22 protein-coding genes and 1 tRNA gene are annotated in these 25,438 nt (G+C 58.8%); 13 read left to right on the forward strand and 10 right to left on the reverse strand.

Going from position 1 to position 25,438, the window contains the following annotated elements; genetic code table 11:
• Window positions 1-10 precede the first annotated feature (10 nt).
• Window positions 11-1,420, reverse strand: a complete 1,410-nt coding sequence (locus SIB72_RS12580) for a lysine decarboxylase (protein ID WP_413745128.1) — start codon at window positions 1,418-1,420, stop codon at window positions 11-13.
• Between the two features lie 105 nt (window positions 1,421-1,525).
• Between SIB72_RS12580 and SIB72_RS12585 the strand changes: the two genes are divergently transcribed.
• Window positions 1,526-3,208, forward strand: a complete 1,683-nt coding sequence (locus SIB72_RS12585) for an ABC1 kinase family protein (protein WP_413744080.1) — start codon at window positions 1,526-1,528, stop codon at window positions 3,206-3,208.
• Between the two features lie 49 nt (window positions 3,209-3,257).
• Complete coding sequence (locus tag SIB72_RS12590; RefSeq protein ID WP_413744081.1) at window positions 3,258-3,737, forward strand: hypothetical protein; 480 nt, start codon at window positions 3,258-3,260, stop codon at window positions 3,735-3,737.
• A 182-nt stretch (window positions 3,738-3,919) separates the two neighbouring features.
• Here SIB72_RS12590 and SIB72_RS12595 read toward each other — a convergent pair whose 3' ends face one another.
• Entirely contained in the window at window positions 3,920-4,885 is a 966-nt protein-coding gene (locus tag SIB72_RS12595) for an RpoD/SigA family RNA polymerase sigma factor (RefSeq protein ID WP_413744082.1), read from the reverse strand.
• Window positions 4,886-5,008: 123 nt separating this feature from the next.
• Here SIB72_RS12595 and SIB72_RS12600 point away from each other — a divergent pair, with 123 nt between their 5' ends.
• From SIB72_RS12600 to SIB72_RS12615, 4 genes are all read left to right on the forward strand, one after another.
• Window positions 5,009-5,740 (forward strand): response regulator transcription factor, encoded by a 732-nt coding sequence (locus tag SIB72_RS12600; RefSeq protein ID WP_115119900.1) that lies wholly within the window; start codon window positions 5,009-5,011, stop codon window positions 5,738-5,740.
• Between the two features lie 5 nt (window positions 5,741-5,745).
• Complete coding sequence (locus SIB72_RS12605; protein WP_413744083.1) at window positions 5,746-6,894, forward strand: sensor histidine kinase; 1,149 nt, start codon at window positions 5,746-5,748, stop codon at window positions 6,892-6,894.
• A 26-nt stretch (window positions 6,895-6,920) separates the two neighbouring features.
• Complete coding sequence (locus SIB72_RS12610; protein WP_115119887.1) at window positions 6,921-7,691, forward strand: pseudouridine synthase; 771 nt, start codon at window positions 6,921-6,923, stop codon at window positions 7,689-7,691.
• A gap of 83 nt (window positions 7,692-7,774) precedes the next feature.
• On the forward strand, window positions 7,775-8,605 hold the full coding sequence (locus SIB72_RS12615; RefSeq protein ID WP_413744084.1) for a helix-turn-helix domain-containing protein: 831 nt from the start codon (window positions 7,775-7,777) through the stop codon (window positions 8,603-8,605).
• Here SIB72_RS12615 and malQ read toward each other — a convergent pair.
• Both malQ and SIB72_RS12625 read right to left on the reverse strand, forming a co-directional pair.
• The gene (gene malQ, locus SIB72_RS12620) at window positions 8,569-10,113 is read right to left on the reverse strand and encodes a 4-alpha-glucanotransferase (RefSeq protein ID WP_170953842.1); all 1,545 of its coding nucleotides are present in this window, start codon (window positions 10,111-10,113) and stop codon (window positions 8,569-8,571) included. The genes SIB72_RS12615 and malQ overlap by 37 nt on opposite strands.
• An 8-nt stretch (window positions 10,114-10,121) precedes the next feature.
• Window positions 10,122-11,330 carry a Coenzyme F420 hydrogenase/dehydrogenase, beta subunit C-terminal domain gene (locus SIB72_RS12625; protein ID WP_413744085.1) on the reverse strand — a complete coding sequence of 403 codons (1,209 nt, stop codon included), beginning with the start codon at window positions 11,328-11,330 and terminating at the stop codon, window positions 10,122-10,124.
• Window positions 11,331-11,412: 82 nt separating this feature from the next.
• On the opposite strand from SIB72_RS12625, the gene SIB72_RS12630 reads away from it, so the two are divergent.
• Complete coding sequence (locus tag SIB72_RS12630) at window positions 11,413-12,390, forward strand: LCP family protein (protein ID WP_413744086.1); 978 nt, start codon at window positions 11,413-11,415, stop codon at window positions 12,388-12,390.
• A gap of 18 nt (window positions 12,391-12,408) precedes the next feature.
• Here SIB72_RS12630 and SIB72_RS12635 read toward each other — a convergent pair whose 3' ends face one another.
• Entirely contained in the window at window positions 12,409-12,897 is a 489-nt protein-coding gene (locus SIB72_RS12635; protein ID WP_413744087.1) for a hypothetical protein, read from the reverse strand.
• Window positions 12,898-12,993: 96 nt separating this feature from the next.
• Between SIB72_RS12635 and SIB72_RS12640 the strand changes: the two genes are divergently transcribed.
• Both SIB72_RS12640 and SIB72_RS12645 read left to right on the forward strand, forming a co-directional pair.
• Window positions 12,994-13,989 carry a ribose-phosphate pyrophosphokinase gene (locus SIB72_RS12640; RefSeq protein WP_115019902.1) on the forward strand — a complete coding sequence of 332 codons (996 nt, stop codon included), beginning with the start codon at window positions 12,994-12,996 and terminating at the stop codon, window positions 13,987-13,989.
• 181 nt (window positions 13,990-14,170) lie between these two features.
• On the forward strand, window positions 14,171-15,256 hold the full coding sequence (locus tag SIB72_RS12645) for a glycoside hydrolase family 10 protein (protein ID WP_413745129.1): 1,086 nt from the start codon (window positions 14,171-14,173) through the stop codon (window positions 15,254-15,256).
• A 59-nt stretch (window positions 15,257-15,315) separates the two neighbouring features.
• Here the strand turns inward: SIB72_RS12645 and SIB72_RS12650 are convergent, their stop codons facing one another.
• From SIB72_RS12650 to SIB72_RS12665, 4 genes are all read right to left on the reverse strand, one after another.
• The gene (locus tag SIB72_RS12650) at window positions 15,316-15,711 is read right to left on the reverse strand and encodes an AbrB family transcriptional regulator (RefSeq protein WP_115119896.1); all 396 of its coding nucleotides are present in this window, start codon (window positions 15,709-15,711) and stop codon (window positions 15,316-15,318) included.
• A 545-nt stretch (window positions 15,712-16,256) separates the two neighbouring features.
• Complete coding sequence (pepN, locus tag SIB72_RS12655) at window positions 16,257-18,878, reverse strand: aminopeptidase N (RefSeq protein ID WP_413744088.1); 2,622 nt, start codon at window positions 18,876-18,878, stop codon at window positions 16,257-16,259.
• A gap of 222 nt (window positions 18,879-19,100) precedes the next feature.
• Window positions 19,101-19,496, reverse strand: coding sequence for a cAMP phosphodiesterase (locus SIB72_RS12660; RefSeq protein ID WP_413744089.1), 396 nt, complete (start codon window positions 19,494-19,496; stop codon window positions 19,101-19,103).
• A 148-nt stretch (window positions 19,497-19,644) separates the two neighbouring features.
• Window positions 19,645-20,217, reverse strand: a complete 573-nt coding sequence (locus tag SIB72_RS12665) for a hypothetical protein (protein WP_115119872.1) — start codon at window positions 20,215-20,217, stop codon at window positions 19,645-19,647.
• Between the two features lie 104 nt (window positions 20,218-20,321).
• Between SIB72_RS12665 and SIB72_RS12670 the strand changes: the two genes are divergently transcribed.
• Both SIB72_RS12670 and SIB72_RS12675 read left to right on the forward strand, forming a co-directional pair.
• Window positions 20,322-21,485, forward strand: coding sequence for a histidine kinase (locus SIB72_RS12670; protein ID WP_115119865.1), 1,164 nt, complete (start codon window positions 20,322-20,324; stop codon window positions 21,483-21,485).
• Window positions 21,486-21,528: 43 nt separating this feature from the next.
• Window positions 21,529-21,601: transfer RNA gene (locus tag SIB72_RS12675), tRNA-Glu, on the forward strand.
• Window positions 21,602-21,809: 208 nt separating this feature from the next.
• On the opposite strand, the gene SIB72_RS12680 is transcribed toward SIB72_RS12675, so the two are convergent.
• Window positions 21,810-22,382 (reverse strand): SRPBCC family protein, encoded by a 573-nt coding sequence (locus SIB72_RS12680; protein ID WP_371410864.1) that lies wholly within the window; start codon window positions 22,380-22,382, stop codon window positions 21,810-21,812.
• A gap of 166 nt (window positions 22,383-22,548) precedes the next feature.
• On the opposite strand from SIB72_RS12680, the gene SIB72_RS12685 reads away from it, so the two are divergent.
• On the forward strand, window positions 22,549-23,754 hold the full coding sequence (locus SIB72_RS12685) for an FAD-binding oxidoreductase (protein ID WP_413744090.1): 1,206 nt from the start codon (window positions 22,549-22,551) through the stop codon (window positions 23,752-23,754).
• Between the two features lie 154 nt (window positions 23,755-23,908).
• Window positions 23,909-25,435, forward strand: a complete 1,527-nt coding sequence (zwf, locus tag SIB72_RS12690) for a glucose-6-phosphate dehydrogenase (protein WP_413744091.1) — start codon at window positions 23,909-23,911, stop codon at window positions 25,433-25,435.
• The last annotated feature ends 3 nt before the right edge of the window (window positions 25,436-25,438 follow it).

A 25,438-nucleotide genomic window follows, 5' to 3' on the forward strand; every position in this document is an offset into this window, starting at 1 on the left:
CGCCTGACCTTCAGGCCACAATCCTTACCCTACTGCTGATCTGATCCGGCCAAAAGCGACGCTGCTGCTCGATCCAGTTCACGCGGGACACATCAAGCCGCTCGCCCGGAACAAGCAGAGGAATGCCCGGGGGATAAGGGCAAACCATCTCAGCAGCGATCGCGCCCACAGCATCAGCCCAAGGAAGCTGCTGACAAGGAGCACACCAGGCTTTGCCGCAGGCCATGTGAGGTGACGCCACCAGGGGTAAGGGTGGCGGTGTGAAAGGAGGCAGGGCTTTCTCAAAAGGCTGCGAGGCCTTCAATGCGCGCCATTGACGCAGCATCTCAGCTGCAAGGCGGGGCCGGGTGGTCATCCCGAGACAGAAGGTGAGGCAGCCTGGTTCCGGCAACTCCGCCACCAGCCCTCTCGGCATCAACCAGGCGTCAGCGTCAAGGCCACTGATGCCTGCAGCGCCGGTATGCCAGATCAGCCTCAGGGGATCTGTGGTGGCGAGCAGAGGAAGCTGCTGCTGACGCAGGCGCGCGTGCAGGCCTCTGGCCTGATGGAGCAAATGCTTCAACCGTCGACGTCCATCCAGGGTCTGCCAATCAGCAAGAGCCGCTTCACAGGAGGCCAGCAACAAAGCACTAGGGCTGGTGGTCTGCAACCAACTGAGGCTGCGCTGCAGGGCCTCGATTGGGATGCGTCCGCCCTGATGCCAGAGCACGGCCGTCTGACCGAGGCCAGTCGAGGATTTGTGCAGGGAATGCACCACCAGATCAGCGCCAGCGTGGACGGCAGAACCAGGAAGGTGCGGGTCAATCCCGGGCAGGAAATGGGCTCCGTGCGCTTCATCCACCAACACCGGCAACTGACGTTGATGGAGAAGAGCCACCAGCGGGCCGGGATCGACGGCATAGCCGTGATAAGTGGGTTGCACCAGAACGGCACCGGAAACCTGGTGCCCTTCGGCCTCGACGACAGCGAGCACACGTTCCAGCCAAACGGCATCGACAGCGGCCACATGACCGCGATCGACAAGGAATGGCAGGTCAAACAACACCGGGGTGATGCCCCCCAGAGCGCACGCCTGGATCAAGCTGCGATGACTGTTGCGTGGCATCAAAAGCGCCTGACCAGGCTGGGCCATCGCCAACACCGCGGCCTGGAGCATGCCAGTGGCGCCGTTCACTCCATACCAACACCTGTCAACGCCGTAAGCCGCCGCCGCCGCGTGCTGGCTGGCGGCTACGGCGCCGTTCTCTAATAAAGGACCACCAATTGCGGGAAGCTCAGGCAAATCCCAAACGCCAGGGCGACCAGAGAGCAAACGCCGCATCGCAGCAGGCAATCCAGGCCCACCTCCGTGGGCGGGCAAATGCAGCCACCGTCCCCGACCTGGACGCAACAACCCCCGGCGTGGACGCAACAGCGGCATCAAAGGCGTATCCAAAGCCGGTTCGCCGGTTCGTTCCATCATTGATCAGCACGACCAGTGCTTCTCAACTGCTGCCTAGATTCGTGGCCTTCACTCCCCAACGGCATGGCAGGCAGCGCCGACCAGCAGAGTGCTTCACTGCGCTACCAACCCGGACGCGACAGTCGATGGCTGCTGTTCAGGCCCTGGGTTGCACTCCCCAGGATTCTGCACATCATCTGGGCATTGCTTGGGCTGATGCTGAGCCTGCTGATCCGAGGGAACAGCAAAGATCCTGAAGTGCAGCGAAAACTGGCGCGAACGCTGCTGCGCACCCTGACCAACCTGGGGCCATGCTTCATCAAGGTCGGGCAGGCTCTCTCGACTCGACCGGATCTGATCCGGAGGGACTGGCTGGAGGAACTCACCCGCCTGCAGGACGATCTGCCCGCCTTCGACCATGCCGTGGCGCTTGCCACCATTCAGGAGGAACTCGGCGCTCCTGTGGAGCAACTGTTCGAACAGTTCCCTGATCAGCCCATGGCCGCAGCCAGTCTTGGCCAGGTGTACCGGGCTCGACTCCACGGCCAGCACTGGGTAGCTGTGAAGGTCCAACGACCGAATCTCGCCTTCATCCTTCGGCGCGACATGGTGCTAATCCGCAGTCTCGCCGTCCTCACTGCCCCCTTCCTGCCGCTCAACCTCGGCTTTGGGCTCGGGGAGATTATCGATGAATTTGGTCGCAGTCTTTTCGAGGAGATCGACTACGAACGTGAAGCAGCCAATGCCGAGCGATTCGCTGGTCTGTTTGCCGACAACCCTGCAGTAACGATCCCGCGGGTGGAGAGGATGCTCACCTCACGACGGGTGCTGACCACAAGCTGGATTCACGGCACCAAACTGCGCGATCGCCAGGAACTACGTGCTCAACGCCTGGACCCAAGTGCTCTGATCCGCACTGGCGTGATTAGTGGACTGCAGCAGTTGCTGGAGTTCGGCTATTTCCATGCCGATCCCCACCCCGGCAATCTGTTCGCACTCAGCGGTCGGACCGGCGAACTAGGCCACGTGGCCTATGTGGATTTCGGAATGATGGACTCCATCAGCGATACCGACAGGCTCACGCTCACCGGGGCTGTCGTGCATCTGATCAACAGAGAATTTGAAGCCCTTGCCCGAGACTTCCAACAACTGGGATTCCTTCTGCCCCATGCCGACCTCGCACCGATTGTGCCGGCGCTTGAGGAGGTTTTAGGCGGCAGCCTTGGTGATTCCGTCGGTTCGTTCAACTTCAAGGCGATCACCGACCGCTTCTCAGAGCTGATGTACGACTACCCCTTCCGGGTGCCAGCTCGCTTCGCCCTCATCATCCGTGCCGTCGTGAGCCAGGAGGGTCTTGCCCTGCGGCTGGACCCTGACTTCAGGATCATTGCAGTGGCCTATCCCTATGTGGCCAAGCGGCTCTTAGCGGGAGACACCCGAGAAATGCGAGAGAAGCTCCTGGAGGTGATCTTCGATCAACAGGGCCAACTGCGGATCGAACGCTTGGAGAGCCTGCTTCAGGTGGTTGGCGACAGTGGAACCTCACCTGGGCTAGAGCTCATCCCAGTCGCTGGGGCGGGACTCAAACTGCTGCTTGGCAAAGATGGCAGCGATCTGCGCCGGCGCCTCCTGCTCACCCTGATTAAGGACGATCGCCTCAGTACCAGTGATCTGCGCGCCCTGGGATCGATGCTTGGCAGAACCTTCGCACCAGTCAAGATGGCCGAGACCATGCTGCAGCGTCTGAACCCTCTGGCGGCGGCATGAGTCCTTTAAGGTCGATCGTTGTTCTGCCGTTCAACGGAGCCTTCTAGCCATGGCACTCGCGCCAGATTTCGCGCCCGTTGACCTCCAGCAAGCTGATCTTGATAGCTACTCCGGCTTGTTCGGAGATCTCAATGCTGACGAGATCCTTCTCGAATACGCCAGGATCAGTCAGCCCCCGTATTTGCTAGCAGGCCTGGGGCTTGCGATTGGGGTGGTGTGTGGTCTCACCTTCGCGCAACTGATCAAAGATCGGCTCAATGGTTGGAAAAACGACCGACTGCCCTTACTCCCTCTCGGCCGATTCGAAACCACCAGCAGCTATGCAGGCATCGTGATCGGAGTGACGCTGTTCATCGGCGGCTCTCTGCAGGTGTTCGGATTTGCTTCCGGCGCCGCATTTCTGGTCGCATTATTGTTATCTCTGCTAACAGGAGGAGCCCTTTGGACTCAGCTTGAAGGCCTGATGAAGCAGGTGGAGGCTGGAACCTTCAAGGCTGTTGACTTCGACAATTTTGACGAGTTCTTCTGAAACCAGCGAGAGGTGTGGCGCTGAGTGATTCAGATGCCGTGAGCCGGTGATCGTCAAAGCAACAGCTGCTGCGATTGCCGAAATCTGAACCAGCGTTTAACAAGAGATCCAACAAAGGCCTCAAACAAAACGCTTACAAATCAAGCCCAAAATCTCTCGAAACTGCAGGTTGGGCGCATGGCTCAGATGGCCACATAGGCCTCAAGCTGTGCATCCCGATGACGCAGCATTTCAAGACCCTCGCGCTCGAGACGCCGGGTGCGATCTCGACTCATCTTCAGGGACTTAGCGATGCCGGTGAGGCTCATCGGATCCTCCCCCGTCATCCCATAGCGCATCCGCAACACCTTCCTTTGCAGTTCTGGCAGTTGCTCCAACAGATCGCGCAGATCTCCCTTCAAGCACTCGCCTTCCACCTGCTCGGACAGCAGCTCTCCATCACCTGAGAGCAAATCCAGCAGTTCCGTGTCATCTCCGTCGCCCACCTTCATCTCCAAACTCACCGGCTGACGGGCACGGCACATCAGCTCCTTCACCTCCTCCTCCGGCAGCTCCACAAATCCAGCCAGCTCCGACACCGTCGGCGTCCGTCCCAGCTCTTGGCTCAACTCGCGTTGCCCTTTCTTCAGCTTGTTCAGCATCTCCGTGATGTGGATCGGCAGACGGATCGTTCGGCTCTTCTCCGCAATCGCCCGCGTGATCCCCTGACGGATCCACCAATACGCATACGTACTGAACTTGTAGCCCCGCGTTGGGTCGAACTTCTCCACTCCCCGCACCAGGCCGATCGTTCCCTCCTGGATCAAATCCAGAAGCTCCATATTCCGCTTGGTGTATTTCTTGGCCACGCTCACCACCAGCCGCAGGTTCGCCGCCACCATCCGCTCCTTTGCCCGTCTCCCCGCTTGAAACTTGCGCTTTAGCTGCACTGCACTTAATCCAGCCTTCTTGGCGAGCTCCTCACGCGGCACATCCTCCTCACCACGCTCACTCCTCAGCTCTGCTTCCAGCACCTCCAGTTCCATCAGCTCCTGCACCTGACGGCCCAGCGTGATCTCCTGCTGGTGGCTCAGCAGCGGCACTCGACCGATATCGCGCAGATACGAACGCACCAGATCTGCATCAGGCAGAAGGGACAGGGGCGCCATCGATCAATTACGAAACCGACTGGTTTCGTAATTTACCACCGTTGCCGGGATTTCTAACCCCACACCCGATTGGACTCTGCTGGGAAGATTCGCCACAATGATGAGGCTCAATCCGATCACCCGGTGACAAACACGCTTTCTGCACCGCTCGTGACCGCCGCAAGTCTTCTCGTAATCGAGGACGACGACTCAATCCGGGAGACCGTGGACGAAGCCCTCAGAGCCGAAGGCTTTGTGGTGCAATCCTGCGCCAACGGGGCTGAGGCTCTGTCGACCCTCACCAGCTCCAGCCGCGAAGCTGTGGATCTGATCGTTCTCGATCTGATGCTGCCTGGGCTTGGAGGCCTGGATCTCTGCCGCCAGCTGCGCAGCCAGAACAACAACACACCCATCCTGGTGATCAGCGCCAGGGATAGTGAAACCGACCGGGTGCTCGGCCTTGAGGTCGGAGCGGACGATTACCTTGTCAAACCTTTTGGGATCCGCGAACTCGTGGCGCGCTGCCGCGCTTTGCTGCGTCGTTCACAGCCACCGAACGTCGTGGAAGACTGCACCAATGAAATGCAGCGACACGCCAATCTCTGCCTGTATGCCCAAGAGTGCCGGGTCACACGTGACGAACAAGATCTCAATCTCTCGCCGAAGGAATACCGCATCCTTGAGTTATTCATCAAGAACCCCAAAAGAGTCTGGAGTCGGGATCAGCTGCTTGAGAAGGTCTGGGGCATCGATTTTGTCGGCGACACCAAAACCGTTGACGTGCACATCCGCTGGCTTCGGGAAAAAATCGAAGACCAGCCCTCCTCGCCAAAACACATCCGCACAGTGCGCGGATTCGGATATCGCTTCGGTTAACGACGATGTCAACGGAATGGACGCTTGGACTTGCGACCGGCCTCGTGATCGGGAGTGGCTTGACCTGGCTGATCCAACGCCAACAAAGACGAACTCGCCAAAGGGCTGACGCCCGCGCGAAAGAGCGCAAGCCCCTCAGCACTCCCCAGCTGCTGGCCTGGATCGATGAAGCCACTCAAGGCTGGTTAATCCTGAAACCGGATTTGAGCATCGCCTACATCAACGGCAAGGCCGAACGCCTATTGCGCATCTCCCATCAAACCCTGGTTCGAGGCCAAAGACTCGACGAAGTGCTCCATGTCGACCCAATCAATGAGGCGATTGTGAGCGTGCGTCACCAGCAACGCCCTCAAAGAATCGAATGGGACATGCGTGGCGAGCCGCTCGAGACGATCGTGCTACCTGGATCAGACGAATGGCTCCTGCTCTTGCTGCAGAGTCGTCAGTCCCTAGAGGCCCAACAACAGCAGCAAGAGCGGTGGGTGAGTGATGTCGCCCATGAGCTCAAGACGCCTCTCACAGCCTTAATGCTCGTGAGCGACAGACTCGAAACGGCCGTCGGGGAGGGCGACGCCGTACTGGTTCAACGTTTGCAAAAGGAATTGCGACGCCTGCAACTCCTGGTCGAAGACCTGCTGGAGCTATCGCGGCTGGAGAACAGCCTGCCCATGGACAACGACAGCTATTCGCCGCTGATGCTGAATGAACTGGTGGCCAGTGCCTGGGGCAGCATCCGGCCCCTAGCCGAACAAAGGGGCGTCAGCCTGGCAATCCGGGATCAGATCACGGCACCGCTCCGAGGAGACCAGCCACGACTGCATCGCGCCATCCTCAATCTGCTCGACAATGCACTGCGGTACTCACCCGACTGCAGCCAGGTGGAGGTGGAGATCCAGCCCAGCGGCGGCTGGTGGTTGCTGGCTGTTCGCGACCACGGCCAGGGACTCAGCGAGCCAGACCTCGAAAAAATGTTCCAGAGGTTCTACCGAGGAGATCCCTCCAGGACTCGATCCAATCAAAGCGGCAGCGGGCTGGGTCTAGCGATTGTGCAGCAAATCGCTGTCAACCACGGAGGCAGGGTGCAGGCCCGCAACCACCCCGGTGGTGGCGCCAGCATGGAACTGCTGTTACCTCGAAACACCGACAACGTCTGAAGTGTGGTTCGTCCCGGTCAAGGCCCTTGAGCAACAATCACAAGCCTGAAACAAGTTCTCCGGCTGGAGCCCCCCGCGGCGACCGCCTGCAAAAACTGATCTCTGCCGCCGGGATCTGTTCCAGACGCCATGCAGAGGATTGGATTCGAGCCGGACGCATCAGCATCAATGGCAGGGTGGCTCAGCTAGGGGACCGAGCCGACCCAAGCCAAGACCACATCTGCGTGGATGGGGCACCGATCCCAAGCGCACCCCAACCGAGGCTGTTGCTACTGAACAAGCCCAAAGGGGTCATCAGCAGCTGTCATGACCCGCAAGGACGCCCAATCGTGCTGGACATGCTGCCGATCGAACTCCGTCAAGACGGCCTACACCCCGTCGGCCGTCTTGACGCAGACAGCCGCGGAGCACTGCTGCTCACAAACCAAGGAGAGCTGACCCTTCATCTCACTCACCCCCGCTACTCCCACCCAAAAACGTACCGGGTCTGGGTCCGGGGCAAGCCAAAACACAGCACCCTGGAGGCATGGCGCCAGGGACTGCCCTTGGATGACCGCATCACCCAGCCCGCAACGGTTCGTGCTCTGGAGCACGAACGTGGAGAGACCTTGCTGGAGGTGGTGTTGCGAGAGGGCCGAAATCGCCAAATCAGGCGGGTCGCGGAACAGCTGGGCCACCCGGTGATCGATCTTCAACGGATTGCAATCGCAACCGTCGCTCTCGGATCCTTGGCGGAGGGTCGCTGGCGCCCTTTAAACAAGGGAGAATGGCGTGCATTGACCAGCACGCCGCGATGAGATTTCCCAGGCTCTGGCCTCGGCGCAGATCGTCCCAGGCGACAAGCGGTTTCACAAGCGAGAGTTCTGATCAGATCACGCCCTTGCAGCAGGCAGGCCAGCTGCTCAAAGAACGGCGGGAACAGCGAGGGCTCAGCATGCGAGACCTCTCACGAGAGGTGCGCATTACCACTCCCGTGCTTGAAGCCCTGGAGAGAGGATGGAGTGATCGCCTGCCCGAAGCCGCTTACCTCGGCGCGATGTTGGCCCAACTGGAGCGCCACCTTGAGCTGGCACCCGACAGCCTGCAAGGGGCCCTTCCCACAACGACGAACAGCAAGCTGCGGGGCAAAACCACTGGCAATAGCCGCTTCACCATCGGCAGTATTGACATCGTCAGCACCTGGCAAGGAAGCGTGGTGTATGGGGTGCTGATGCTGGGGACATTGATGGCGCTGAATCAGCAACAGCGCCACCTGACCCAACGCAACAGTCAGCAACTACAACCGATCGCACCGACGGCGGCTGACCTCCAGATCAGCAACCGCACGCAAGGGAGCGAACCTGGACTGCCTGGGCTGCGACCGCTTGAGGACGCCCTGAGACGCCCACTGGTGCAGTGGTTACCGCCAACGTCAGCCACAAGCAATGATCCTGAGACCATCACCTCCGAGGATCGCCAGGCCCTCGGCCTACTGCAGCTCAAGCTCAGTCAGCCGAGCACCATCCGTTTTTCCAGTGCGGGTGGAGACCGTAGTGAACTGAAAGGCAGCCAGGGGCAGTTAACCCTGCAACTGCTGGCACCGATCAGTCTGAATCTGCAGCCCCCTCCGCAGCCAGAGGATCAAGTGCTTTGGAATGGTCAGCCTCAACAACCCATTAGCGATCAACCTGGTCGCTATCGCCTACCCCAAAGCGACCCCCGCTCGCCGTAACCCTTGAGGGCGTCTTCTACCGCATGATCCAGGGAGGGAAGACGCCAGATCCAGTTACCACCAACCGTGCCGGGGGTGTTAAAGCGCGCAGCATCATCAAGATGCAAGAGATCCTGCAATGGCGTCACCACCAGACCTGCGGGAGAGGCCAGCCCGAGCTCAAGCAGTTGCCAGCCCGGAGCTGTGACCTCTTGACCCACCGCCTGGGCCACCCGCTCCCTGGCGTCAGCATCCAGTCCCTGCCACCAACCAATCGTGGTGGGGTTGTCATGGGTACCGGTGTAAACAACCCACTGGTTGCCGTGGATGTTGTTCGGAAGGTAGGGGTTGTCTGGATTGCCGTCGAAGGCGAACTGCAGGATCTTCATTCCCGGCAGGTCGAAGCCATCACGCAGGTTTTCCACATCATCGGTGACCACCCCCAGATCCTCAGCGACCAGGGGCAAGCGGCCATCACCATCAGCTTTCAAACAGCGCAATAAAGCATGGCCCGGTGACGGCTTCCAGACCCCTCGAGCGGCGGTGTCATCGCCACCAGGTACGGCCCAGTACGACGCCAAAGCACGGAAATGATCCAGCCGCAGCAAATCCAGAAGCTGCCACTGACGGCGCAAGCGCTGCCGCCACCATTGGAACCGGGTGAGGCGATGCCGCCACCAGCGATACACCGGAGTGCCCCAGAGCTGACCGGTGGCGGAGAAGTAATCAGGGGGCACACCGCTCTGGGTGGTCAACGTGCCGTCTGCCTCGATCGAGAACAAGCGACGATGACTCCAAACATCGGCACTATCACGGGCGACATAGAAAGGGAGATCGCCGAAAATACGAACTCCAAGCTCATCCGCGAACGCTCGCAGACCTCGCCACTGCTGATCAAGCTGCCACTGGAGCAATCGCTGAGCCTGCAAGGCCCGTTGATGGTCTGCTTTCCAGGCCCGCAGAGCTCTGGCTCGATGTCGAGCAAACGGGCGAGGCCACTCCCACCAGGGCAGGCCCTTGTGCTGCCTGCGCAGCTCCACAAAACAGACATGCTCTTCCAGCCAATCCCCCTGGGCTAAACACCAGCGTTCGAAACAGCGGTGTCGTTCAGAAGACTGTTCCTTCCAGGCCTTCTCCAGCTCCCGCGCGAGAGCCTCGGCCCGCTCATCAGCAAGCTGGCAGTCCAAAGCTTGCAGAGGGCCGGAATCGGCTGATTGTCCAGGCAGAGCGTTCAGGGCCTGCTCTGACAGAAAGCCCTGATCGACCAGATCCTGGCCATCCAGAAACCAAGGGTTGATCGCAAAACTGGACGGGGAGCTGTAGGGGGATCCAGTGCCGTCAGTCGGCGCCAACGGCAACACCTGCCAGACACCGATGCCGTGACGAGACAGAGACTGCAACCAATCACGCGCCGCAGCTCCGAACCCACCACAGACAGGACTTCCCGGTAGGGCAGAGGGGTGCAGCAGAACCCCAATGGCTCCTGCAGGTGCAGGGGCAGTGACCTCTGTAGTGGAAGACAACACCATCGCCAGGATCACAACTTGGGCAACTCGTAGCGCTCGATGATCTTCCGCGCGAAGGCTGGTAGATGGCGACCGTACTGCTTGGGATGGTTCCGCCGTACCCAAAGGGCATTGCGCGTGAAGTGGGAGTCAATTGAAAAGCGTCCGTACTCCAGCCCCTTCGGACCGATGCGCTGCACAACCCAGCCAACGACCTCAGCCAACCACATCGGCAGCTTGATGGCCTTGTCATAGGCATCGATGCCCTGTTGCACTGCCGCCCGCCGATCCCCCCGGCTGGTGACAGGGGCGATATCGAGATCCGCTTCGATTAAATCCAGCAACTCAGCTCCGAGCTGATTGCGCACCACCAGCCATTGGCGGCCAAATTCAGCACCCATGTAGCCCACCACTAAATCAGCCCCAGCATTGGTGTAGTCGAAACAGCTCAGACAGCTCGGAGCAAAGACATCCTTGAGGCGGGGTGTATCGAGACCAAAGAAGGGAACTGTTTCCTGGTGACCGTCCTTGTGGCGGAAGTGAATTCGGAAATCCTGCATGAACTCGTAGTGCACCACCGTGTCCGGGGAAGCACTGGCGCTGTGCAGAAAGGTGTTCAAACCCTCACGGGAGACATTGTCCACACAGGGCAGACCGAGCACATAGAGCTGTTCCAGCGGCAAGGTGTTCTGCACAGCCCTCAAGGCTTGGATCTGACAGCCAACACCAATGGCCAGCAAGCGACGGATGCCGCTGCCCGGCAACTGCTCAAGCACAGACAGATTGTTGGAGAGGGTCGGTTTATTCACCCGTGCTGCAAGCACCTCTTCAGGCGTGCGGGCCAGAACCGGCATCGGTGTGAAGCGGTCATCAGGGCTCTGCTGGACACAGAGCACGGCATCGACCAGACCACTCTTGAGAGCTTGAACACCAAGGTGGCTGACGATCCCGGTCCACTGCGCACCATCGATTGGCTGACGCATGCGGGCGGTGAGCATGCGCTGCTGCACACCGAAATAAAGCTCATCGTCATTGTCGAGGTCACGACTGCGGCCGTGGTGGCGCTTCTCCATCCCCTCGAAATCCTGATGGAGAAACGCGCAGGCCTGACGCACGTAGGCAACCCAACGTGAATCACAAAGACCACAGTCGCTGCAGAGGTCCTTGGCTGGCCGCACCACATCCCGTGGAATGGGCCTGGCCCGTTCATGGGGAGCGGGGGAAGCAGGGGCTTGCGTCACAGATCGGGCGGGCCTTGACGCTTCCAACGCTAAACAGCTGAAGTTGAGCAAGACTGGGCACCCTTTGAAATCAGCACGGCTGATGGCTGCCCCGGCACAGGAACAGGACACCCAAAAGGGCAAACAGCGCCGTTGGCTTGGTCAGCATCCCCTAAGGACAGTGCTTCGGATTGCAGCCACAATTGGCAGTGTCTGGGTGGTGGGAACAGCCCTGACAACGCTGTGGCCGAAGGCCGACCGCGTCGCACCGACGCTGCCTTCAGCCGATGACCCCTCCAGCTTGGCGCCCTTCCCCAGCACACCGGTCACGGTGATGGTGGTGGGTGTGGATGCGAATGGCATCAACGATTCGATCAACAGAGCGGCACCGCAAGGGCCAGCCAATGCCGACAGCCTGATGTTGATCCGGGTGCAGCCAGAGAGGCCACTTCAAATTCTTCAGCTTCCAACAGAACTGGGGGTGAACCTGCCGGGGGCCGCCGCGATGCAACCCCTGGCCAGGAGCTACCGCGAGGGTGGTGTGGCGCTGACCGCCGATGTGGTCGCAGACGTGGTCGGACTGAAAGAAGGTGAGCCAAGCCGCTATGTGGTGATGCCTCGCAGGGCACTACGCACCCTCGTGAACGGTCTCGGTGACCTCGACGTGCGTCTCAATCAGACCCTCAGCCACACCGATCAACGCCAGAACTACAGCGTCAATCTGCAGGCCGGACGCCAGACCCTCAATGCAGCCCAGGCTGAGCAGCTGGCCCGGTTCCGTCCTGATCCCCTCAAGGACCATGAACGGCGCCTGCGGCAGCAATGGCTGGTTCGTGCCATTCACGATCAGATGCTCCAGCCCAACGCCATTCTCGTCTTGCCTGGATTAGTGAATGATCTCAGCAGCCAGGTGGAGAGCGACATGAACAGCCAGGAGTGGCTGAGCCTCGCCGCAGCAGCTCTGAGCAGCAAACAACCCCCCGTCATCTCCACCTTGCCGCTGGCTCCCAGGGCAGGGGAGCAACCCCTGCGGCAACTCAAAGCCGGGGCCCCCTTCCCACTCTGGCCGCCAAAAAACTAAGGGAATGAAAACAACCCTTCAGCGTCTGAGCTGACGCTGCAACACCGTCACCAAGGCATCCAGGCCCTCATTACCCTGATCGGCCATCCAACCTGACCACGGCAATCCATCCCGGCGCCGTTCGCTCAAGCGCCAGGCACCTCCAATCTGGATCAGGCCGATCAGAGGAACACGGCGGCTTTGACAAAGAGCGAGATAAGCCGGAACCACGCCAGGGATTGCCCCATCAGCCAGAGGTGTTGCCAACAACAAGGTGGGAGCCCGCCAAGCGCCAAGGGCATCGATCCAGCAACTGCCATCAACAGCGACTCGACCGGAATCACCGGCCAACCGCACCAGACGGGGACAATCCCGATGCAGGTCAGCCAAGAACGACTGGGGAGACTCGCCGACTGCAATGGTGCTCAACGGGACCCCAAAGGCTTCTGCGAGGGTTGTGCAGGCCCCGCGCATCAGCAGCTCGGGCAGGGGCCCGGCGCCAATCACCACCATGGACTGATCGAGCATCAGCAGACCTTAACGAGCTTGAACCACCGACCTGTGATGAAGGCCGTCAGGCTCGGCACTACCATCGGGTGACAGCTGTTCTCGTTTGCGGGTGTCGTGACCAGTTTTCTCACTGCAGCCCGTGCAGAGCAGGAGAAGATCCACCAGGACAATCGCCGGCTTCGCCTGTTCAGCGGTACGGCGAATCCGGCTCTCTCCCAGGAGATCTCAGCCTATCTGGGCGTTCCAGACGGCCCGAGGGTTTGCAAGCGCTTCGCCGACGGCGAGCTTTACGTCCAAATTCAAGAATCGATCCGTGGCTGCGACGTTTTCCTGATCCAGCCGACCTGTGCTCCGGTGAACGACCACCTGATGGAGCTGCTGATCATGGTCGATGCCTGCCGTCGGGCCTCAGCACGTCAAATCACAGCGGTGGTGCCGTATTACGGCTATGCGCGAGCCGATCGCAAAACAGCTGGACGCGAATCAATTACGGCCAAACTCACCGCCAACCTCCTAGCCAAATCAGGAGTGGACAGAGTGCTTGCGATGGATCTTCACTCTGCTCAGATCCAGGGTTATTTCGATATCCCTTGCGATCACATCTACGGCTCCCCAGTCCTGGTTGACTACCTCTCCGCCCAGGAGCTTGGCGAGGTGGTGGTGGTGTCACCGGATGTCGGTGGTGTAGCCCGGGCCAGGGCATTCGCCAAACAGATGAACGATGCACCGCTGGCGATCATCGACAAACGCCGAACTGGTCATAACAAGGCGGAAAGCCTCACCGTGATTGGTGATGTGAAGGACAAGACCGCAATTTTGATCGACGACATGATCGACACAGGCGGCACGATCTGTTCCGGTGCACGTCTGCTTCGCCAGCAGGGTGCCCAGCGAGTGCTGGCCTGCGCAACACACGCTGTCTTCTCCCCGCCAGCCTGTGAGCGCCTCTCCGCGGATGGTTTGTTCGAGCAGGTGGTGGTCACCAACAGCATCCCGATTGCACCCGACCGAACATTCCCCCAGCTCAAGGTTCTCTCGGTAGCCAACATGCTTGGTGAAGCGATCTGGCGCATTCACGAAGAAAGCTCTGTGAGCTCGATGTTCCGCTGAAGTCGTGAAAGCTTTTGCATTTCAGGGCAAGCGGCCCGGGATCGGTCCACAGACCGGGCGACGCTTGTTCACTCCTTTCGGTGCAGGGCTCGCCGCGATTCTGAGTTTGGCGATCGCTCAACGGGCAAACGCCGAAGCCGCGCCTCCTCCAGCTTCGACTGCCAACCTCAGCCAACTTCCGATCAACGGGCCGCCACCCAGAACGCTGGGGGTGTGGATCACAAACAGTCCGAGTCCTGTTTATTACAGCCATGCACGCATCCGCCAGGCAGTGAAGGAGCTCCAGGCGGCCGGTTTTAACGCGATCTATCCGAATGTCTGGAGCAGGGGCACGACCTTTCACCGCAGTCAATTCGTCCCCGTAGAACCACATCTCGCCGCTGCCGGACTGGAACTGGACCCGATCTGCACCCTCAGTGCAGAAGCCCGCAAACGGGGAATGAAGGTGATCCCCTGGTTTGAATACGGCCTGATGGAGCCCGCCACAGCGGCGGTAGTGCAGGACCATCCCGAATGGGTGCTTGCGAAGGCCAATGGCAACACGATCATGAGAATGCACGGCAAGGAGATGGTCTGGCTCAATCCCGCCCACCCAGAGGTGCGGGAACGCTTCATCGGCTTGGTGGTGGAGGTCCTTAAGCGCTGCCGCATGCATGGCCTCCAGCTCGACGACCATTTCGCCTGGCCGGTGGAACTGGGCTACGACCCCTACACCGTGGCCCTCTATCGGCAGGAAACCGGTGTGGAACCTCCGCGTGATCACACCAACCGCATCTGGATGACCTGGCGACGTCGCAAGCTCACAGGCTTGCTCAGGGAGTTACGCGAGCGCCTCGGCCGTGAAGCCCTGCCAAAACGTATTTCACTGTCACCAGGCCCCTTCCGTTTTGCCTACAACCATTGGTTGCAGGACTGGGAGCTGTGGGCAGTCGGTGAGCTGATCGAAGATCTTGTGGTGCAGAACTATGCCTATTCCCTCAAAGGTTTCGCGAAAGATCTGGATCAACCCGCGCTGCGCAAAGCGCGGCAATGGGGAATGCCTGTGCAGATCGGAGTGCTTGCAGGCTTCGGAAAACGAACGACTCCGATGCCAGTTCTTGCGGAAAAAATGCGTCTCAGCCATGAACGAGGCTACGGAGTGATTTTCTTTTACTGGGAAGGACTTTGGGGTGCACATTCGGGTCGTGAAGGGGCGACCTTCAGGCGCAAAGTCTTCCAGCAGCTTGGAACCACTCCTGGGGAGTCAATCCTCGAGCGATCGAAATAATTCCATCAAAAAGCCCCGCTCTAGGGCGGGGCAGGAACGCGACCTAACAATGCGGAGGTTCAGTCTTCGCCGTCTTCCATGGCTGCGCTGTCGCTGTGAGTGGCTGCTGCACCTGTTGGGATCAGACGGATCGCCTTCTTCCCAAGCTTAATTTCGAATTCATCGCCAGGCTCAAGATTGAGCATTGCTGTATAGGCCTTACCGATCAGAAGGTTGCCATTGCCCTGAACGGTGGCCACATAAGAGAGCTTGCGGCCACCCTTGCCGATTCCCTTTGTGCCGCTTCCCAGGTCAATGCCCTTGGCATTGAGAAGAGCCTCATAGAAGCTGGTGAAGTTAACCCGTTGACCACCGTCTTTCTTATCAGAAACGTACCCACAGGCCGTGGCCAGATCAGTTTTGGAGACATCACCCAATTCCTTGACTTTGGCCAGCAGTTCAGATCCAGTGAGCATTTCCATTATTGAAATGAATTACTAGAAACATACACACCCATCACTTAATCAGGCAAGACAGAGATCGTTCAAGAAAGACTTGTCTCAAAACATGAAAGACCATTGAGCAATTGAGTGAGTACAAAAGCCCAACCCATCAGTGAATCGATCAAACTTCTCTTCCTACCAACAGACAGTCTCGATTGCGATTCTCAGGGCAACCAACAACCAAAGGGGAACAGGCCGATTCGGCCTTGAGCAAGCTCTTGCCACCTGCTTGAGCCCCTGAATCGCCCACCATCAGCAGTCGCTGGGCATCCCCGCCATCAACAGAGCCGCCAGACCTGGCCGTGGCAAGCCAGCGAAGCAGCAGAAGCTGTGGAAAAAAGAGGCCTATTTTTGCGTCCAACCAAGCGTAAAAAGCGCCAAAACAGCCCAAAAGCCGATAAACTGTGGAAACCCCATCACCCTGCCGGTCTCCTGACCGGCTTTTTTGTGGAAAAAAACAATGGCAGCAGTCGGCTCGAACAGAGGCCGACGACATTGATGGGTTGAAGAGCTCACAATCAGGCCATCATCATGTCCACCACCTCCCGGGTATTGGCGGACAACTCTGCTGACTCCAGCAGGGCCAGCCCCTCAAGCACCTGACGCTGACGCTCCTTGCTGTAAAAGCGCCAACGGCTAAACACCTTCGCCAGTCGGGATGCCGTGATCGCGTTGCGCTGATCCACTTCGATGATCTGCTGTGCCATGAAGCGATAGCCGCTGCCGTCCGCAGCATGGAAGACCACAGGATTTCCAGCCAGGCCTCCAAGAACCGCCCGCACAGCATTGGGGGCCATCGGATCGAAACGAGGATGGTCGAGCAAGGTCTGAATCCGCTCAAGACCATCGGCTCGTGGAGTGGAAGCCTCCAGGGCGAACCAAGTGTCGAAGATCACAGGACGCTGCTGCCAACGATCGTGAAAACGCTGCAAAGCCTTCTCTCTCTGAACACAATCGAAGGGCTGGAGGACACGAAGGCCATAACGGGCCATGGTCATCGAGGGGCCAGTGACCGCATCTAGTGCCTGATCCCTCACCTGTTGATCACCCGCGGCAGCAAGCCAGCTCCAGATCAAACCAGTGAGCTGCCGTTCACCCTGACCTTCAGGCCAGACCTGATCGAGCTGTGGCCCCATCTTCTCCAACCGGGCCTGCAAAGGAATGGCCAAGGCTGTGCCCAGCTGTTCTCGCAAGGCACAACCGGCCAGATAAAGGTCAAGAGGTTCAGCCACCTCCTGCAGAGCCTCAAGCTCGGCTCCGCCAGGAAAACTCAGCAGAGTGACGAGAACAGCGGGATCCTGCTCACCATCAGCGGCCAGCAGAACCTCCAAGGAGGCCTGCATCTGTTTCTCCAAGGCACTATCAACGGCACCTGCGGCCCGGGCCAAGAGCAAACGCTGCCAGAGCTGTTGGCCTGCATCCCAACGGGCGAAGGGATCGTTGTCATAAGCAAAGAGATGGAACAACTCCTTCATCGACTGATCCGCCTGCCAACGCACTGGTGCGGAGAACTGGCGAAACAGTGACAAGGCTGGTGGTTGTTCAGCTGGAGCAAGCCCCTCCAGAACAAGGGTCTGCTCCGGCTGATCCAACACCAACAGCTGCTCCTCCCCTGGTTCACCATCGGCAGCAACCAGAGACCACAGGAGAGGAATGACCAGCGGCTGCTTATCAGGCTGCCCGGGGGTAGCTGCCGTGGTCTGACGGATGGTGAGAGTCAGGCGCCCATGCTGTGGATCCCAACCACGCGCAATCTGCACCTCGGGGGTGCCGGCCTGGACGTACCAACGTTCAAATTGTTCCGGATCAAACCCCAAGGGCTCGCCGTCCTGGAGCGCTCCCTGCAGGATCGCTGCGACAAAGTCGTTGGTTGTGGCCGCTTCACCGTCATGCCGACGGAAATAAAGCCCCATCCCCCGCATGAAACGCTCCTTGCCGAGAAGGGTCTGGAGCATGCGAATCAACTCTGCCCCTTTCTCGTAGATCGTCGTTGTATAGAAGTTATCGATCGCTTGGTAGGCATCTGGCTTCACAGGGTGTGCCGTAGGGCCAGCATCCTCCCGGAACTGGGTGTTGCGCAGCATGGAGGCATCCTCGATGCGCTTCAAGGCCTGTGAATGCAGATCAGCCGTGAAGCACTGATCACGGAAGACGGTGAGTCCCTCCTTGAGGGACAACTGGAACCAATCACGACAGGTAATGCGATTTCCGGACCAGTTATGGAAGTACTCGTGGGCAACAACGCTCTCGATCCGTTCCAATTCGCCATCCGTGGCCGTTTCCGCATCCGCAAGCACCAACTTGGAATTGAAGATATTGAGACTCTTGTTCTCCATCGCGCCCATGTTGAAATGGCGCACGGCAACAGTATTGAACTCGTCAAGGTCGTATTCGAGGCCATAAACCTTCTCATCCCAGGCCATCGAACGCTTCAGCGATGCCATCGCATGCGCCGTGAATGGCTCATCACCGGGTTCCACATGCAAACGCAGCGCCACATCCCTGCCAGATGCGGTTCTGAAGCTGTCGCGAACCTCGCGCAAATCACCCGCCACGAGAGCAAAGAGATAGGACGGCTTCGGGAAGGGATCGTCCCAAATCGCTTCGTGACGACCGGAGGCCGAGGCCACCTCCCCGGAACGAATCAGATTGCCGTTGGAAAGGAGCACTGGATAGATCTGCCGGTCCGCTTCAATGCGAACCCGGTAGCGACTCAGCACATCCGGACGATCCGGATGGAAGGCAATGCGGCGGAACCCTTCTGCCTCGCACTGGGTGGTGAGCATGCCCCCACTGGCATAGAGACCTTCCAGCGATGCGTTCGAGCACGGATCAATCCGGCAGACCGTGGTCAAGGAAAAAGGCTCTGAAGGCGGATGATGCAGCACCAATCGGCCGCTCTCGACGCTGTAATCGACGGAAGCGAGCAGCCGATCATTGATGCGGATTTCGAGGAGCTCAAGCTCCACGCCGCACAAATGCATCGCTTCTGAGTCAGCACTTGATGCGCGCGGCTCCACCGCCATCGTGCTGGTGACCTGAACCAGCCTGTCCTGAATCACCACATCCAGACTGATGCTAGGGATCGCGAATGGATACGGCCGATAATCGAGGAGACGCACAGTGGAAGCTGGGGCCATAGGGATCGCTCAGTCACCTGATCCTGGCGTGTCCACTGGCCTTGGGTGACGTCAGGCGCTCACAGGGGCTGAAAACCACCGACGCGAAAAGCGCGCACGCATTGGGCCGGATGTTGGCCTCAGCCAATCGGAACCACCGATCAAGAGACCATCGAAAAAGCCCACAGTTGCATCGCGATGCAACTGTGGGCTTGGATTTAGGCGTGAAGGAACTGAACTGGATCAGTTGCCAGCAGAGGCGCTCTGCTTCTTGATCGCCTCTTGGACCTTTGCCTTCACATCGGCAGGAACAACATCAGGGCAATACTGAATGGCACCGGTAATGATCTGGAATTCAGCACCTGCAAACAACTGCTCGTTCGTGAGTTTGTTGCTGCCGGCCGACGCAACCATGCCGCCATGACGACCGTTGAGGATCTGCACATAGGTCGCTGAGGCAATGCCCACCGCCTTAGGGAATTCCACCTTGGCCGCACTAGCGTTACAAACGTATGACGAGCCCATCCCCCGGTAGAGGAAAATGTCCTCTTGAGCCGCGGGGGTGGAGCTTTCAAGCTGCTGGGCATGAGCAGCTGGATTGACCAGGCTTAGGGGTGCTGCGGCCAGTGAAGCCGACAACAGAACTCGAATGCTGCGGGAAAAGTTAAACAACTGACGGAATCGGATCTCCGAGCCATCGTGCCCCATATAAGGGGTGATCGACCAGTCAATCGATGACTAAATCTGATTGAATCGGCAAAACTCCCCCATCTGAGCTTTTGGGCGATCAGGCCGAGATGGGCTCAGTGGCATCCTCCATCCGGGTTTCATGGTGGTGCTCCACGATCGCCAGTTCGCCGTTCTGCCAGCTGTAAATCGCTCGGGAACGATAGCGGTCCTGGTCGATCAGACGGGTGTGTTCAAGGATGTGCCAATCGGCATAATCCGATTCGAACACCACTTCATGCTCATCCACCTGACGGATCTGAGTGCGAACGGGCATGTCTTCTAAGTAGGCCCTATCCCTTTGGAGCTGATGGCCAAGCAGGGTGGCCTCCATCTGGCCTTCTTTTCGATAAGGGAGCTTGCGTTCGAAGGTCTCAGTCTCCTTCTCCGGCCACCAAGTGAAGCGGTAGCGAGGCACTCCAACGGCAGATTCCGCAAAGATCTCGACGCGGATCACCATGTCGAGATAGAGAACTTCATCGTGCTGAAAAATGTATTGCCGCCTTGAACGCCACAACCCCAAGTTGCGAGCGAACCAACGCCTCAGATTGCTGTCCAGATTGAATCGCTCACTCGGGGGTGGGCCATCAGGGGGAGTCTGGGCGCCCCGTCGCTCGAGAGGGAGTAACGGCATAACAGGCCCTGCAAGACAACAGTCTGTACAAGATCATCATAGCGAATCTCTCCGACGCTGCAAAAACCCATAAGGTAAGCGTCATCTTTGACAATCTCCGTCCTGTGGATGGGAGTGCTCCCAATCCGCGTCAGCCTCTGAAGCTCTTGCTGGTTGCCAGCAGGCACCATCTGTCCAGCGGAGACATCCGATCCCTGATTCAGTTCCTTGAGAGTGAGGACTGCGGATTTGAAGTCACCCTGCAGGTGGCAGATCCAACCAGCCACCCTGAACTCCTGGAATTGCATCGGCTGGTGGTGACACCTGCACTGATCAAGCTGCAGCCCGCCCCCAAGCAGGTCTTTGCCGGAACCAGCATCTTCCAACAATTACGGGGATGGGTGCCACGCTGGCAACAGGATGAAGTGGTCAGCGGCCTCGGGCTCAGCCTCCAACCCACAGAACTGGACGGAAGCCGCACTCAGCGGGAGCTGCAACTGGAAGACCAGCTTCTGGTACTGCGCCAGGAGAACGAAACCCTGATCGACCGACTTCAGGCGCAGGAACGCCTCTTACGAATGGTCGCCCATGAACTGCGAACACCCCTCACCGCAGCCACCTTGGCGCTCCAGAGCTTGCAACTCGGCCAGATCGATCACAACCGCTTCCAGGACGTCCTGAAACGACGACTTGAGGAAATTGCCCTGCTGTCAAAAGATCTGCTCGAGGTTGGCAGCACGCGCTGGGAAGCCATGTTTAATCCCCAGCGACTCGATCTCGCCAGCGTTGCAGCCGAGGCCATTCTCGAGCTGGAGAAACAGTGGCTGGGCCGTGATGTGGGCATCCACACCGATATCCCTTCCGATCTTCCCAAGGTCTATGCCGACCAGAGACGGATGCGTCAGGTGCTTCTCAACCTGCTGGAGAACGCATTGAAATACACCCAAGATGGCGGCAAGGTGTCACTCAGCATGCTGCACCGCACCAGTCAGTGGCTTCAGGTGAGCGTGTGCGATAGCGGGCCAGGAATTCCGATCGCGGAGCAGCAGCGGATCTTCCTGGACCGTGTGCGCCTGCCGCAAACCTCTAGCGAAACCTCAGGCTTCGGAGTGGGACTATCGGTCTGCAGGCGCATCGTTGAAGTGCACGGAGGAAAGATCTGGGTGGTCTCAGCACCGGGAGAGGGTGCCTGCTTCTTCTTCACGGTTCCGGTCTGGCAGGGACAGGATCAGGCCAAGTCAGAGAATGATGCGACCAGTTTCTTGACGGAGGGTCCGTCTGAACCGTAATTTCTTTTGGTGCTCGGGAACACAACGTTCCGAACACGGCCTCGCCCCCATCGTCTAGAGGCCTAGGACACCTCCCTTTCACGGAGGCGACAGGGGTTCGAATCCCCTTGGGGGTATCAAAATCGCCTTAAGTCAAAGGCAAAAGAATTCATCGAAGTCGATCATATTCACTAACAAGAAATCTAATAACTGGAAATTTTCACGTCAGTGCATCAATCATGCCTGACCGAGATGCTGATCTTTTCTAAGGGAATCCATTCATTCCCTTGATCCCTAGAGCGACGCGCGCAACATCAAACGCGATCTGAGCGGCAAGCTGTTGACCTATGCCAATTCAGGTGATGCCTGCCGACGGAGAGCTTCCTGCTCAACCGCCAGGAGATTGGCAGTGAGGTCGCTTCGGAGACGCTGCTCAATCAAGCCAACAGGCATTCCCATGCAACCTTGCACAGTGAGGTCGTACAGCAGAGACGTTCCATCAGGCAACGACTGAAGCCGCCAAGAGCCCTCGAACCGACGAAAATCGCCCTTGATCATCCGGAACTGGAGCAACCCCTCAGGTCGATACTCCGTCAAGGCCAGTTCCACCTGCGCCGTAAAGGTGAGGCCGAGAAGCTGCTGACTGCCAACTTGGGCAAGATGAATGCAATTGTGCTCTCGCGACAACACTGCACTGCTGGCGAGGTTGGGGATAAAGCTGCTCAGCTGGTCGTAATCGGTCAGAACCTGCCAGAGCAGATCCAGATCTAAGGGTGTCCGCAGCTGCACGGCCAGACGCCGGGTCCCATGCGGCAACCGTTCCATGGTCTGCTCAATGGTCTGACGACGCACACCAAATCCAGGCACACCTGCAAAGAGAGTGCGGGGTTTGACAGCAGTGGGATCAGAGGACGGCAAAGGGAGGTCGCAGCGAATACGGAGAAGTGGAATCGAACAACTTTAAGCTCGCTCCGGACATAAATGGTCCAGAGACGAAGCAAGCAATGCAGCAAACGCACAGACGAATCGCTGCAGGCGAAGCTTCACGACTATGATCGCGCGGTTTAGTGGTTAGGCAAAGCCCATGCGCGTCAGCACTGTTGGTTCCTCCGATTCCAACGAACGGATGTTCACGGTGATCGTCCATGGACTTCAAGCAGGTCGCCAACTCAAAGCAGAGCGCCGCTACACCGTTCCCTATTCACGACTTCAACACACGATTCGCCTGATCATCTCCACGGGGGGCAAGATCAGCGCAGTGGTCGCCGCCACTGATGTGTCCCAAACGGCAGCTCCCGCTAAGGCCGCTCCCGCCAAGGCCGCTCCAGCGAAGGCAGCTCCTGCTAAGGCGACCCCTGCCAAGACCAAGGCATCCGCTCCTGTGACCAAAAAGCCCGACCACAAGTCCGTTCCCGTCAACCTTTACAAGCCGAGGTCGCCTTTCATCGGCACGGTGACTGAGAATTACAGCCTTCTCAGCGAAGGCGCCATCGGCCGGGTGAATCACATCACCTTCGACCTCAATGGTGGTGATCCTCATCTCAACTACGTCGAGGGGCAATCCATCGGCATCATTCCCGATGGCGAAGATGCCAAAGGCAAGGCCCACAAGCTCCGCCTCTATTCGATTGCGAGCACACGCCATGGCGACAACATGGCCGGCCATACCGTTTCCCTCTGCGTGCGCCAGCTCCAGTACGAGAAAGACGGTGAAACCATCAACGGTGTCTGCTCCACATTCCTCTGCGATATCAAGCCTGGCGACAAGGTGAAAATCACCGGTCCAGTGGGCAAAGAGATGCTCCTTCCTGAAGAGGAAGACGCCAACGTGATCATGTTTGCCACGGGCACCGGTATCGCCCCGATGCGCACCTACCTGCGGCGCATGTTCGAACCAGCTGAGAGAGAAAAGAACGGTTGGAACTTCCGGGGCAAGGCATGGCTGTTCATGGGTGCACCCAAGACCCCGAACCTGCTCTACGACGCCGACTTTGAGCATTATCAGAGCCAATTCCCCGACAACTTCCGCTACACCAAGGCGATCAGTCGTGAACAGAAGAACACCAAAGGTGGACGGATGTATATCCAAGACCGCGTTCTGGAGCACGCCGACGAGATCTTCACGATGATCGAAGATCCCAAGACACACGTTTATATGTGTGGCCTGCGAGGCATGGAGCCAGGGATCGATGAGGCCATGACTGCTGCGGCGTCCGCCAAAGATATCGACTGGAGCAAATTGCGTCCTCAGCTCAAGAAAGCTGATCGCTGGCACGTGGAAACCTATTGATTGAGCAGGATTGACCGGCCACTTCGAACCCGCCTCAGAGGCGGGTTTTTTTTGTCCGTTTTTGTGCAGACAACGACAAAACGTGGCTGGGATGATCCAGGGCGCTGTGCATTCGATGAATCCTGGTTAAACCTGCGTCAGAGCCTGGTGATCCATGAGCACCACGATGACGACAAACCCCTTGAGGGTCGGACTGCGTCAGGAGCGGGTGATCGCACCCCAATGCCTTGTGATCTTTGGAGCAAGCGGAGATCTCACGCACCGCAAGCTCGTGCCGGCACTGTTTGAACTGTTCATGCAGCGCAGGCTCCCCAGCGAGTTCGCCGTGCTCGGCTGTGCACGCCGCCCCTGGAGTGACGAGGAATTCCGCTCCAAGATGGCCGAGGCCATGGCGGACAAGATCACAGACAACCCGAAGGCCTGGGAGCAGTTCTCGGCAGGGATGTTCTATGAACCTGTCGACCTTCAAAAGCCAGAGGACCTGGTGAAACTGGGCGGACGGCTGGAGACGATTGACAGGCTCCGGGCGACCCGAAACAACCGCACCTTCTATCTTTCCGTCTCTCCCAAGTTCTACGGAAGCGGCTGCCGCGCCCTCGCCGATGCCGGCCTACTCCGCGATCCTGAGCGCAGCAGGGTGGTGATCGAAAAACCTTTTGGTCGGGACTACAGCAGTGCCCAAGCACTCAACAAAGTTGTCCAATCCTGTGGTCAAGAGAACCAGATCTTCCGGATTGACCACTACCTCGGCAAGGAAACTGTGCAGAACATCATGGTTCTGCGCTTCGCTAACACGATCTTTGAACCGATCTGGAACCGCAACTACATATCAAATGTTCAGATCACCGCAGCAGAAACGGTCGGCGTTGAGGAACGGGCTGGGTATTACGAGAGCTCCGGGGCCCTGAGAGACATGGTGCAAAACCATCTCACGCAAATGCTGGCGATCACCGCGATGGAGACCCCTGGACGATTCGACCCTGAGGCGATCCGCAGCGAAAAGGCCAAGGTGCTGCAAGCGGCCCGCCTGGCGGATGAACTTGAACCCTGGAACTGCTGCATCCGCGGCCAGTACGGCCCAGGGGGTAGTGAGTCGGCACCACTGAAGGGCTACCGCCAAGAACCGGGAGTGGATCCAAACAGCACCACCGAGACCTACGTCGCGATGAAGCTGTTCATCGACAACTGGCGATGGCAGGGGGTTCCCTTCTATGTCCGCACCGGCAAGCGGCTAGCGAAGCGTCTAAGCGAGGTTGTCCTCACCTTTCGCGAAGCACCGGTGCATCTCTTTGATGCCGCTGGCGGCAGCCCCACAGCCAACCAACTCATCCTGCGCATCCAACCAGATGAAGGCGCTGAATTTCGCTTCGAGGTGAAATCGCCGGGGTCTGGGATGCGCAGTCGACCGGTGGAGATGGAATTCTCCTACGACGAATCGTTTGGGGAGCCCTCCGATGAGGGCTATGTGCGCCTCCTCGCCGACGCCATGCTCAGCGATCCCACTCTGTTCACCCGCAGTGACGAAGTAGAAGCCGCCTGGCGCCTCTACACCCCTCTCCTGGAACTGATCGAAGACAGCCCCTGGCGACTGCCGATCCACCCCTATGAATCGCGCACATGGGGGCCGGCTGCTGCCGATTCAATGCTGGCCCGCGATGGCCTGCTGTGGCGACGTCCCTAAGGC

It is taken from the genome of Synechococcus sp. MIT S9451 (genome assembly GCF_047304725.1).
Classification (GTDB): domain Bacteria; phylum Cyanobacteriota; class Cyanobacteriia; order PCC-6307; family Cyanobiaceae; genus Synechococcus_C.